The following is a 13,035-nucleotide window of genomic DNA, read 5'->3' on the forward strand; positions in this document are numbered from 1 at the left end:
TAAACGTCTGATAAACAGATTTTTATGTGTTATTTTTATTAGTTAAACATCGTAAAACTAAATCTTTAGAGACCTTCTTAGCATACTCCAAAGTATATATTCGTAATACAATAAGAAAATATATTTTTATTAATGTTAGATACAAATGTCCAAATTTTTGACACAACGCTCCGAGATGGAGAGCAGGTCCCCGGTTGTAAACTAAACACTGAACAGAAAATAATTATTGCTCAGCAGTTAGACGAGTTAGGTGTTGACATAATTGAAGCGGGTTTCCCTGTATCAAGTCCGGGAGACTTCAATTCGGTATATGAAATCTCTAAAATCGTAAAAAACGCAACAGTTTGTGGCCTTACGAGAGCCGTACAAAATGATATCAAAGTTGCTGCGGAAGCATTAGTAAAAGCGAAAAAGCCTAGAATACACACAGGCATTGGCACTTCGGAAAGTCATATCAAGTACAAGTTTAAGACGACTCCTGAAGAAGTTATCGTTCGAGCACAAGAAGCCGTTCGCTACGCAAAATCGTTTGTTGAAGATGTAGAGTTTTATGCTGAAGATGCAGGAAGAACCGAAAATGAATATTTAGCACGTGTTTGTGAAGCTGCCATTAAAGCGGGTGCTACCGTTTTAAATATTCCAGATACTACGGGGTATTGTTTGCCTAGTGAATACGGAGCGAAAATTAAATACCTAAGAGAAAATGTTACCGGAATTCACAATGTGATTTTATCCTGTCATTGTCATAACGATTTAGGATTGGCAACCGCAAATTCGATTGAAGGCGTTATCAACGGAGCTCGACAAATAGAATGTACTATTAACGGAATTGGCGAACGTGCTGGAAACACTGCCTTAGAAGAAGTCGTCATGGTGTTAAAACAACATCCGTACTTGAACTTCACCACCAATATCAAAAACAAATTATTATACCAAACAAGTCAGTTGGTATCCTCTCAAATGGGCATGTACCCACAACCAAACAAAGCGATTGTTGGCGCCAATGCCTTCGCTCATAGTTCTGGAATTCATCAAGATGGGGTAATTAAAAACAGAGAAACCTACGAAATCATGGACCCAAAAGATGTGGGTGTTACAGAATCTGCTATTGTGCTTACCGCTAGAAGTGGCCGTGCTGCCTTAGCATATAAAGCTAAAAAAGTAGGGTACGAACTTACCAAACTACAACTGGATATTGTCTATGCTAATTTCTTAAATTTTGCCGACAGGCATAAAGACATTAAAGACAACGATATTCATCAAATCATTGAATCCTCCGGGCTTTACAAAGAAATATTATCTGCTTAAATGAAAAAAACACTCTTCGATAAAGTATGGGATGCGCACGTGGTCAATTCAATTGAAAACGGACCACAAATCTTATATATAGACAAACATTTAATTCACGAAGTCACAAGTCCGCAAGCCTTTCAAGAATTGGAAGAACGGAACATTCCTGTGCTTCGTCCAAACCAAATTATTGCCACAGCAGATCACAATACACCGACACAAGACCAACATTTACCTGTAAAGGATCTCTTGTCTAGAAATCAGCTTCAAAAACTATCTGAAAATTGTGAAAAGAACGGAATCACTTTGTACGAACTCGGACATAAATACAACGGAATTGTACACGTAATTGCACCCGAATTAGGGTTTACACAACCTGGAATTACCATTGTATGTGGCGACAGTCACACCTCAACACATGGTGCCTTTGGAAGCATCGCTTTCGGTATTGGAACCAGTCAAGTAGCGCAAGTATTTGCAAGCCAATGTCTGTTACTTACAAAACCTAAAAGTTTACGCGTTACCGTGAATGGCACCTTAAAAAAAGGAGTGCTTCCAAAAGATGTGATTTTGTACATTATTTCTAAAATCGGGACCAATGCAGGTACGGGATATTTTTGTGAATATGCGGGAACTGTTTTCGAAAATATGAGCATGGAAGGCCGTATGACCGTTTGTAACATGAGTATAGAAATGGGTGCTCGTGGCGGAATGATTGCACCAGACGAAACTACATTTGAATACATAAAAGGAAAAGAATTTGCTCCTAAAGGAACCGAATTTGATAAAAAGGTAGCCTATTGGAAAACACTTCCTTCAGACGAAGACGCTACATTTGATAAAGAATATTTTTTCGATGCCGACCAAATAGAGCCGATGATTACCTACGGAACCAATCCCGGAATGGGAATAAAAATTTCAGAAACAATCCCAACACTCGACGATGCTTCTTTTGAAAAGTCTTTAAATTATATGGGCTTTAAAGCCGGCGAAAGTTTGCTTGCAAAACCTATTAATTACGTATTTATAGGAAGTTGCACCAACTCTCGTATTGAAGATTTTCGCATCGCAGCTGATTTTATCAAAGGAAAACAAAAAGCCGAAAATGTTACGGCTTGGCTCGTACCAGGAAGCAAACAAGTGGAAGCACAAATTGTAGATGAAGGATTGCAAACCATTTTTGAAGCTGCTGGTTTCGAATTAAGACAACCTGGATGTTCTGCCTGTTTGGCAATGAATGATGATAAAATTCCGCAGAACGAATATTGTGTATCGACTTCAAATAGAAATTTTGAAGGCAGACAAGGACAAGGTGCTCGAACGATTTTAGCAAGTCCGTTAATCGCTGCCGCAACCGCCATTGAAGGTAAAATACCGGATATCACCAAATACTACCTCAACTAATGGAAAAATTTACACGCTTAACAAGCACCGCGATTCCGCTGGATATAGAAAATATAGATACCGATCAAATTATTCCGTCCCGCTTCTTAAAAGCAACAGACAACAAAGGATTTGGCGACAATCTATTTAGAGACTGGAGGTTTCAGAAAGACGGAACCGTAAACACTTCTTTTATTCTGAACAATCCAAAGTACAATGGAACCATTCTCATTGCAGGAAACAATTTTGGTTGTGGATCGAGTCGCGAGCATGCCGCTTGGGCATTAGCAGGCTATGGCTTTAAGGTCATTGTCTCTAGTTTTTTTGCCGATATCTTTAAAGAAAACTCACTAAACAACGGACTCTTACCTGTTCAAGTTTCAGAAGCATTCCTGAAAGAACTCATGGAGCTTGTAACATCCTCTCCAAAAACGGAACTAGAAATAAATCTCGAAGCACAAACCATTTCGGTTGTAAATACTGCCTTAACGGAAGACTTCGACATAAATTCATATAAAAAAATGTGCCTCATTAACGGCTACGACGATATTGATTACTTGCTGAGCAACAAAGATAAAATCGAAGCTTTTGAAGCAGCACAAACCCTATAAAATAACACTCCATGAAACTTAATATAGCCGTATTACCTGGGGACGGAATTGGTCCCGAAGTTACTCAACAAGCCATTAAAGTATTAAAAGCTGTTGCCTTAGAATTTGACCATACTTTCAACTTTAAAGAAGCACTTGTAGGTGCAATTGCCATTGAAGAAACCGGCAATCCCCTTCCCGACGAAACCATAAAATTATGTAAAGCAAGTAATGCCATTTTATTTGGCGCTATTGGCGATCCTAAATTCGACAACGATCCTTCTGCGAAAGTTCGACCAGAACAAGGATTGCTTCGCCTTCGGAAAGAGTTCGGAATGTTTGCAAATATTCGTCCTATCAAAGCGTACGAAAAGCTGTTAGACAAATCGCCTTTAAAGGAAGCAATCATTAAAGGAACCGACATCTGTATTTACCGAGAATTAACGGGCGGAATTTACTTTGGCGAGAAATCATTAAACGAAGAAAAAACAATCGCTTCCGATTTGTGTCAATATTCAAAAGAAGAAATTGAACGCGTTGCACATTTGGCGTTTAAAGCCGCTCAATCTCGAAAAAAGAAAGTAACGTTGGTTGATAAAGCCAATGTGCTAGAAACCTCTCGTCTTTGGAGAAAAGTAGTTACTGAAATCGCAAAAGACTATCCAGATGTTTCCTTAGACTTCCTTTTTGTAGACAATGCAGCCATGCAACTTATTCTAAACCCGAAACAATTTGACGTCATTTTAACCGAAAATATGTTTGGCGATATTTTAAGTGACGAAGCAAGTGTTATTGGAGGTTCAATTGGCTTATTAGCCTCTGCTTCTATTGGCGGCAAGGTTGGAATGTTTGAGCCTATTCACGGGTCGTTTCCACAAGCCAAAGGAAAAGGCATTGCAAATCCGATTGCTTCCATTTTAAGTGCAGCCATGTTGTTAGAACATTTTGGCTTGCATAAAGAAGCACGACGCATTCAACAAGCCGTAGAAAAATCGTTAGAATTGGAAATTACAACTTCCGATATTAGTACAAAAAATAGTGGTGTATCTACCAATCGTGTAGGTGATTTTATTGAAGACTTTATTCTACATCCAGAAGAAACAAACCTGAACCTAAATAATATTCACTTAGGACAATCGACTATTATATAACACGCAACCATTCAATTTAAAAAGGAAAAACCTATAATGCTGGCACAGCAATTATAGGTTTTCCTATTCTTAACAACTACTAACTATAAAACTCTTAAACTCTTAAACTCTTAAACCAAAAACTGAAAAAGTTCTGGTTTGTCATTTAAATAATCTCCATAGAAATCATACGCTTTCATTCGAACCACTAAAGGCTTCAAATCTTCAGGCGTTTTTAATTCCAACCCCACAACAGCAGCTCCATTTTCACGATTTGTTTTCTTGGTGTATTCAAAATGTGTAATGTCGTCGTTTGGTCCTAAAACTTCAGCAACAAATTGACGTAACGCTCCAGCCCGCTGCGGAAACTTCACAATAAAATAATGCTTCCGTTTCGCATACAACAGCGCGCGTTCTTTTATCTCGGCAGTACGCGTAATGTCGTTATTGCTTCCACTTACCACGCACACTACATTTTTCCCTTTTATTTCTTCGGAAAATAGATCTAAAGCAGCAATGCTCAAGGCTCCGGCAGGTTCTACAATAATTGCATCCTTGTTATACAAATCCAACATGGTTTGACATACTTTTCCTTCTGAAACAGAAATCACTGCATCGAGTGTTTCCCTACAAATTGAAAAATTTAAATCACCAACCCGTTGCACTGCGGCGCCATCTACAAACTTTTCGATAGATGTCAAAGTCGTATTTTCACCACGCTCGATAGAAATTCGCATGGAAGGTGCTCCCTCAGGTTCTACCCCAATAATTTTGGTAGAAGGAGACAATTGTTTAAATACACTACTTACACCAGCCGATAATCCGCCACCGCCCACGGGAAGAAAAATATAATCTAACGGTTCTAGGGCTTGTGCTAGTAACTCCAAACCAATGGTTGCTTGCCCTTCAATCACTTTTTCGTCATCAAAAGGATGAATAAACACTTTACTGTCTTCCTTACAAGAAGCCATTGCTAGTGTATTTGAATCGTCAAACGTATCGCCTTCCAATATCACTTCTACAAAGTGTTCGCCGAACATGTGTACCTGTTCAATTTTTTGCTGCGGAGTGGTTGCTGGCATATAAATAGTTCCGTTTATTTTCAGCAATTTACACGACAATGCAACACCTTGCGCATGATTTCCAGCACTTGCACAAACAATACCTTGCGCTCTTTCCGAAGCACTTAGAGAAACCATTTTATGATATGCACCTCTAATTTTATACGACCGAACGGGTTGTAAGTCTTCCCTTTTAAAATAAACGTTACTAGAAAACAACTTAGAATACCGTTCATTTTTAGACAAGGGCGTTTTGGTTATAACTCCCGCTAACAATGAGGCAGCTTTCTCTACGTCTTGCAATCTTGGAACATATGTGATCGTAGCCTCCATAGATTTATGCTAATACAGGTTCGGACTGTGTGATCACTTTCATTGCCTTCATTGCTGAACGTAATGTTTTCCCTGTCGCTTCAATTTCGTGTGCTTGAATGGCTTCATTTACTTGTATTAATTGAACATTATCAATTGGTTCGGTAGGATATGTACGTCCAATATCTGTTGGTTGTATTGTTTTCATAAAATCGACAAGCAATGGTTTCGCTGCATGATCGAACAAATAGCAACCATATTCCGCAGTATCAGAAATAATACGATTCATTTCAAACAATTTCTTTCTCGCAATGGTATTCGCAATTAACGGCAATTCGTGCAACGACTCATAGTAAGCCGACTCTTTTATAATCCCTGAAGCCACCATCGTATCGTACGCCAATTCTACACCCGATTTCACAAAAGCGACAAGTAACGTACCGTGATCAAAATAAGTTTGTTCACTAATATGATCGGACGTTGCTGTCGATTTCTCAAAAGCTGTTTTACCCGTTTCGGCACGCCATTGCAACAAATCGGAATCATTATTTGCCCAATCTTGCATCATTCCTTCAGAAAAGCGTCCGCTCATAATATCGTCCATATGCTTTTCGAATAAAGGTTTTAAAATTTCTTTTAATTCTTCGGAAAGTTCATAGGCGCGAAGCTTGGCCGAATTAGACAAACGATTCATCATATTGGTGATTCCTCCGTGTTTTAAAGCTTCCGTAATGGTTTCCCATCCATTCTGAATTAATTTTGAAGCATATTCTGGTGCAATTCCTTGCTCCACCATCTTATCAAAGCTCAAAATAGATCCTGTTTGCAACACTCCACAAAGAATGGTTTGCTCGCCCATTAAATCACTTTTTACCTCCGCTACAAAAGACGAAGCCAATACTCCAGCACGATGTCCGCCCGTTGCATACGCATACGCTTTTGCCTGCGCCCAACCTTTATTTTCAGGATCGTTATTTGGATGCACTGCAATTAAAGTGGGTACTCCAAAACCACGTTTGTATTCTTCTCTTACTTCCGTCCCAGGACATTTGGGCGCTACCATGATGACCGTAATATCGTCTCGCACTTGCATGCCTTCTTCCACTATATTAAATCCGTGCGAATACGATAAGGTCGCACCTTTCTTCATTAACGGAACAATACTTTTAACCACAGCGGTGTGTTGTTTGTCTGGCGTTAAATTGCACACCAAATCTGCTGAAGGCAACAACTCATCATAAGTTCCTACCGTAAATCCATTTTCTACGGCATTTTTATAAGAGGCACGTTTTTCTGAAATCGCTGCCTCTCGAAGTGCATACGACACATCCAAACCACTATCGCGCATATTCATTCCTTGGTTTAATCCTTGTGCGCCACAACCAATAATAACTACTTTTTCCCCTTCTAAAGCCGCGATGCCCTCTTCAAATTCTGAAGCATCCATAAAACGGCAGGTTCCTAATTGTTCTAATTTTTCTCTAAGTGATAATGTGTTGAAATAATTTTTCATTTTATTGTTTTTTTAAGCGCTAAAAGCTTGTAATAATGTTGATATTTTTAATTCTTCTTTGGTGACTGCAATACGTCCAGAACGTACAAATTGCATAATCCCGAAGGGTTTTAATTCGCGATACATGACTTCTATTTCATTTTTATTACCAGACACCTCCAGAACAAAAAAATCGCGTTCTACCGTCACAATGCGTGCGTGATTCGCACTAATAATGTTTTTAATTTGATCGTCTTCAAAAAGCAAATCACTCTTTATTTTAAAGAGACACGACTCCTGATAAATAATCTGATCGTCGGTGTGGTAATAAGCTTTAATCACTTCCACTTGTTTTTCTATCTGACCAATAATTTTCCGAATGCCTTCATCAGAAATTACGACCACGATAGCCCATCGCGTTACTCCTTCAATTTCAGAAATAGACGAGTTAATACTTTCGATGTTTATTTTTCTACGCTGAAAAATTGCAGAAATCCTATTGAGAAGTCCAACGTTGTTTTCCGTATAAATTGAAACTGTATATGTGTTTATTTGTTCGCTCATAGTTTTTTATTTTTTCTGAAAAGTTTCAGCCTTAACACAATCGTATGTCAGAGACAGAAGCTCCGGTTGGAATCATAGGAAAAACATTGTCTTCTTTTTCTACACAAACCTCTAAGAAATACGCCTCTTTACTTGCCATCATTTCTGAAACTGCTTCTTTTAATTCGTCGCGCTTTGTTACTTTTTTAGCCTCGATGGAATAACCTTTGGCAATGGCTACAAAATCCGGGTTTACCATTTCGGTGGAAGCGTAGCGTTTGTCGAAAAATAGTTGTTGCCACTGACGTACCATTCCGAGAAATTCATTGTTCAACACCACGATTTTCACAGGTATTTTTTGCTGAAAAATGGTTCCTAATTCCTGAATTGTCATTTGGTAGCCACCATCGCCTGCAATCATCACAACCTCTCTATCGGGTGCTGCCATTTTAGCACCAATAGCAGCCGGAAGTGCAAATCCCATTGTTCCTAATCCGCCCGAAGTAATATTACTTCTCGTCGTCGTAAAATTTGCATAGCGACAGGCAATCATTTGATGTTGTCCCACATCCGAAATAATAGCAGCATCTCCTTTACTCTGAATATTAATCTCATTAAGAACTTCTCCCATAGTTAACCCTTCTTTGGTAGGATGAATGTCGTTTTTAATGACTTTTTCAAACTCAACAGCATAGAGATCTTTAAATTGTTGGTGCCATTCAGGGTATTTTTTTTCTTGAAGTAGCGGTAATAATTGTTGCAAACTCTCTTTCGCATTTCCAAGAACCGCCACATCTGTTTTTACGTTTTTATCAACTTCAGAAGGGTCTATTTCAAAGTGAATGATTTTGGCTTGTTTCGCGTATGTTTTTAAATTCCCAGTAACACGGTCGTCAAAACGCATTCCGATAGCGATTAACACATCACATTCATTGGTTAACTTATTGGGCGCGTAATTACCATGCATTCCCACCATTCCAATGTTTAAAGGGTGTGCTGTCGGAATTGCAGAAGCTCCCAATATGGTCCATGCTGAAGGAATTCCAGCTTTCTCTATCACTGCTTTTAACTCCGCTTCGGCAGTTCCTAAAATAACGCCTTGTCCCCACACAATCATCGGTTTTTTAGCCGTATTGATTAAATCGGCTGCTTTTTGCAGGGCTGTAACATTTACGTCTGGAACGGGGTTATAACTTCTGATTGCCGTACATTTTTTGTATTCAAAATCGAATTCTTCAAACTGAGCATCTTTGGTAATATCAATTAAAACAGGCCCTGGACGACCACTCTTAGCGATGTAAAAAGCCTTTGCAATTACTTCAGGTATTTCTGAAGCTTTCGTTACTTGATGGTTCCATTTCGTAACTGGCGTTGAAATCCCAACAATATCAGTTTCCTGAAAAGCATCACTTCCCAATAAATGTGAAGACACCTGGCCTGTAATACATACCATCGGGGTAGAATCTATTTGTGCATCTGCAATACCTGTGATGAGATTTGTAGCTCCTGGTCCAGAAGTCGCCATGGCAACGCCTACTTTTCCTGAAATACGTGCATAGCCTTGTGCCGCATGAGTGGCACCTTGTTCGTGTCGCGTAAGCACGTGATGAATCTTATCTTGATACTTATACAATTCGTCATACACAGGCATAATGGCGCCTCCAGGATATCCGTACAAGACATCTACCCCTTCAGCCAACAAGCATCTTACAATTGCCTCACTTCCCGAAATACGTTCGGTGGTTTTTGGAGCGTTCTCTTTTTTACTTACTGTTGTTACTATTTCCATACGATACGTTTAAAATTCGTCTGTTACACATCCTTTTGATGCAGATGAAACCGTTTTTGCATATTTATAAAGAACACCGCGTTCAAATTTGAGGTTTGGCGCGGCCCATTCTTCTTTTCGTTTTTGTAATTCTTCTTCGGAAACTTCCAATTCAATGGAGTTTGTTTCCGCATTAATTGTAATAATATCACCATCATTCACCAATGCGATGACGCCTCCTTCTTGAGCTTCGGGAGTGATATGTCCAACAACAAAACCGTGTGTTCCTCCTGAAAAACGTCCGTCAGTTATTAAAGCCACATCTTTTCCTAAGCCTGCACCAATAATAGCAGCGGTTGGCTTTAGCATTTCTGGCATTCCAGGACCTCCTTTCGGACCTTCATAGCGAATCACCACCACGTCTCCTTTTACGACTTTCCCATCTCGAATCCCGTCATTAGCTTCATATTCACCGTTAAACACTTTTGCTTTTCCTCGAAATAGAAGTCCTTCTTTCCCTGTGATTTTTGCTACGCTTCCTTCTTTTGCTAAGTTTCCGTAGAGCATGCGTAAATGCCCTGTGACTTTAATTGGATTCTCTATCGGTTTTATCACATCTTGCCCTTCAGAAAGATCTGGAACATCTAAGAGGTTTTCAGCAATTGTTTTTCCTGTTACCGTTAAACAGTCACCGTGTAACAATCCTTTCCGAAGTAAATATTTTAATACAGCTGGAATTCCACCTACGGCATGAACGTCTTCCATGAGGTATTTTCCGCTAGGTTTTAAATCGGCTAAAAAAGGAGTGGTATCGCTTATCTTCTGAAAATCTTGCAACGTAAAATCGATGTTTGCGGCTCTGGCGATTGCCAAAAAGTGCAGCACAGCATTGGTAGAGCCTCCTAAAATAGTGACCAATCGGATGGCATTTTCTAACGATTTGCGGGTAATAATATCGGAAGGTTTTATGTCTTTCTCCAGCAAATTTCGGATGGCAGCTCCTGCTCGTACCGACTCTTCTTGTTTGGCATCGCTTAACGCAGGATTTGAGGCATTAAAAGGTAATGCCATTCCTAATCCTTCTATGGCAGAAGCCATGGTATTCGCGGTGTACATTCCGCCACAAGCACCTGCTCCTGGACATGCTTTTTCTACAATACTTTCATAATCGGTTTGCGTCATGGTGCCCGCTACTTTACTTCCCCACGCTTCAAATGCCGACACTACATCCAACTTCTGACCTTTATGACAGCCAGAATCGATGGTTCCGCCATACACTAAAATGGACGGACGATCCAAACGAATCATTGCCATTAAAGCGCCAGGCATGTTTTTGTCGCAACCTACCACAGTGATTAACCCATCGTAGCTCATGGCTTGCACAACCGTTTCCATAGAATCGGCAATTAGATCGCGCGAAGGCAACGAATAGCGCATTCCTGGGGTTCCCATAGAAATTCCATCACTCACACCAATGGTGTTAAAAATAAGTCCGACCACGTCTTCTTGTTTTGTTCCTTGCTTTACTAATTTTGCTAAATCGTTAAGGTGCATATTGCAAGGATTTCCTTCGTAGCCCGTACTCGCAATACCGATAATAGGCTTAAAAAAATCTTCTTTTGTGAGTCCGATAGCGTGCAACATGGCTTGTGCGGCGGGTTGCGTATCGTCTTGTGTTACTGTTTTACTGTATTTATTAAGTTTCATTTATGTAAGGATTCAAAAGAATTTGTAGCTAGATGTACTCGTATTGTTTGATAATTACGCGGTAAAATTGCGTTTGTAAAAGCTTCCGAAGTGATTAAAAAAAAGCTTCTCAAAGCGCTTAAAATATTTTGATTGATTTGCATAGAGTTTATAATTGGATTAAAATTAATTTTTTTGTGTTTTTAAAGAATCCCTACATTTTTTTATAGGGGAAACCCATTGGTATTACATTTCTTTTTATTTACTGACAATCAGATAGTTAGCTAATGTTGTTTATGATGTTCACTACTCAATATTTATGCATAAAAAAAGCCTGTATCGCGATTGATACAGGCTTTTTTTTAGAATATAGCAAGCTGCATCAACACCAAGGTATAATGATAATAATGACAAGTATGCTACTAATTAATTTCATAAAACTATTGTATAAAAAAAGCCTTCCGTTTTAAAGGAAGGCTTTTACATATGTTACGTAAATACCATTCCTCAGCCTTGCAAAATAATTGCAGGGATGCTACTAATGATATTTATAATTTGTGTATTCATTGTTCTTCAAATATTAGAAACTATTACGAGCTATCCAAATTTTTTACTGAAGTTTTTGTTGAAATGTTTTTAAGGTCGTTCCAATTTCGAACGCATAACCTGTTTGCGATAAAGCATATTCTATAGCACTAAGCGTTGCTACGAGGTCTTTTTCTGAAACCGATCCCATGTGTCCCACTCTAAAGTAAGTGGTTTTAATTTCTGGCAATAATCCTCCAGCAACAATGATGTCTCTATCCGACATCGCTTTTCTAAATTCAGCATCTTGAACACCTATAGGATAGTACACAGCTGTTAAGGTATTCGCAGCGTAGTCTTCGTTCTTCGGAAGAATTTTTAGTCCGATAGAAGCCACCGCCAAACGAAACGCAGTTGCCAATCGCATATGTTTTGCAATCCGTTTCTGGATGCCTTCCGAAGTAATTATTTTTAAACTTGTTTCTAGGGCTAGAATCAAATTTACGGGTGGTGTTCCGAAATAAGAAGGTTTTCTTTCTTGATACGCCTTCATAATTGGCAACCAATTTCCCCAATCTGCATAATAATTGGGCACTAATGTTTTTCTGTTTTTCCATGTCTGTAGTGCTCTTTCCGAAGCAACTAACAACGCCAACCCTGGTGGTACCCCCACTGCTTTTTGAGAAGCCGTAAGCACAACATCTAAACCCCAATCATCTTGCTTAATAGCTTCACCAGCCACAGAACATACACCATCCATCACACTCAACACCTTGTATTTTTGAGCTAATAATGCGATAGGCTCTGGCGCTACTAAAACACCTGTCGAAGTATCTACATGTGTAAACGTTAGCAGTTTGTATTGTTTTTGTTTGAGTTCTTCTTCAATTTCTTCTAGAGAAATGACATCGCCAATAGCTGCAGATAAAACCGTTACCTTGGCTCCGTAACGCAATAAAATATCACGATATCTTTTTCCGAAGTAGCCTGTAGAAATGACCAACGCATGATCGCCAGCTTCAATTAAGTTTGCGGCTGCCATGTCCATGGCCAGTGTACCGCTTCCAGCCACAACAAAAGGCTGACCTGCTGGTGCTTTCCAAACATCTTTCATTAGATCTAATGCGTTCCCGAACGATTCAATAAAATCTGGTGCTACGTGACTTGTTGTTTCAATACCCATGGCACGTGTTACTTCTGGTTCAAATTCTATGGGACCTGGGATCATTAATAATTTTCTTCCTTTCATAATTTA

The 13,035-nt window shown here is 39.3% G+C and carries 10 protein-coding genes; 4 read left to right on the forward strand and 6 right to left on the reverse strand.

Features of this window, described 5'->3' with window-relative positions; translation table 11 throughout:
- The first annotated feature begins 132 nt into the window (after positions 1-132).
- The 4 genes from BLQ00_RS01050 to leuB are packed head-to-tail and all read left to right on the forward strand — an operon-like array spanning position 133 to position 4,414.
- The gene (locus tag BLQ00_RS01050; protein WP_093139511.1) at positions 133-1,308 is read left to right on the forward strand and encodes a 2-isopropylmalate synthase; all 1,176 of its coding nucleotides are present in this window, start codon (positions 133-135) and stop codon (positions 1,306-1,308) included.
- A complete protein-coding gene (gene leuC, locus BLQ00_RS01055; protein WP_093139512.1) occupies positions 1,309-2,694 on the forward strand; it encodes a 3-isopropylmalate dehydratase large subunit in 1,386 nt (461 codons plus the stop codon).
- Positions 2,694-3,284 (forward strand): 3-isopropylmalate dehydratase small subunit, encoded by a 591-nt coding sequence (gene leuD / locus BLQ00_RS01060; RefSeq protein ID WP_093139514.1) that lies wholly within the window; start codon positions 2,694-2,696, stop codon positions 3,282-3,284. Before leuC ends, leuD begins: the two co-directional genes overlap by 1 nt.
- Positions 3,285-3,295: 11 nt before the next feature.
- Positions 3,296-4,414, forward strand: coding sequence for a 3-isopropylmalate dehydrogenase (leuB, locus tag BLQ00_RS01065; protein ID WP_093139515.1), 1,119 nt, complete (start codon positions 3,296-3,298; stop codon positions 4,412-4,414).
- Between the two features lie 110 nt (positions 4,415-4,524).
- Here the strand turns inward: leuB and ilvA are convergent, their stop codons facing one another.
- The 6 genes from ilvA to BLQ00_RS01095 all read right to left on the reverse strand — a co-directional run bounded on the left by ilvA (position 4,525) and on the right by BLQ00_RS01095 (position 13,029).
- Positions 4,525-5,787, reverse strand: coding sequence for a threonine ammonia-lyase IlvA (gene ilvA / locus BLQ00_RS01070; RefSeq protein WP_093139517.1), 1,263 nt, complete (start codon positions 5,785-5,787; stop codon positions 4,525-4,527).
- 4 nt (positions 5,788-5,791) lie between these two features.
- Positions 5,792-7,279, reverse strand: coding sequence for a ketol-acid reductoisomerase (ilvC, locus tag BLQ00_RS01075; RefSeq protein ID WP_093139518.1), 1,488 nt, complete (start codon positions 7,277-7,279; stop codon positions 5,792-5,794).
- Between the two features lie 12 nt (positions 7,280-7,291).
- The gene (gene ilvN / locus BLQ00_RS01080; protein WP_093139520.1) at positions 7,292-7,822 is read right to left on the reverse strand and encodes an acetolactate synthase small subunit; all 531 of its coding nucleotides are present in this window, start codon (positions 7,820-7,822) and stop codon (positions 7,292-7,294) included.
- Positions 7,823-7,853: 31 nt separating this feature from the next.
- Positions 7,854-9,590 (reverse strand): biosynthetic-type acetolactate synthase large subunit, encoded by a 1,737-nt coding sequence (gene ilvB, locus BLQ00_RS01085; protein ID WP_093139521.1) that lies wholly within the window; start codon positions 9,588-9,590, stop codon positions 7,854-7,856.
- A 9-nt stretch (positions 9,591-9,599) separates the two neighbouring features.
- Positions 9,600-11,276 carry a dihydroxy-acid dehydratase gene (gene ilvD, locus BLQ00_RS01090; protein ID WP_093139523.1) on the reverse strand — a complete coding sequence of 559 codons (1,677 nt, stop codon included), beginning with the start codon at positions 11,274-11,276 and terminating at the stop codon, positions 9,600-9,602.
- 589 nt (positions 11,277-11,865) lie between these two features.
- Positions 11,866-13,029: a pyridoxal-phosphate-dependent aminotransferase family protein gene (locus BLQ00_RS01095; RefSeq protein WP_093139524.1), complete on the reverse strand. Its 1,164-nt coding sequence runs from the start codon at positions 13,027-13,029 to the stop codon at positions 11,866-11,868.
- Positions 13,030-13,035 lie beyond the last annotated feature (6 nt).

Origin of the sequence: Ulvibacter litoralis, assembly GCF_900102055.1 — a bacterium.
Lineage (GTDB): Bacteria > Bacteroidota > Bacteroidia > Flavobacteriales > Flavobacteriaceae > Ulvibacter > Ulvibacter litoralis.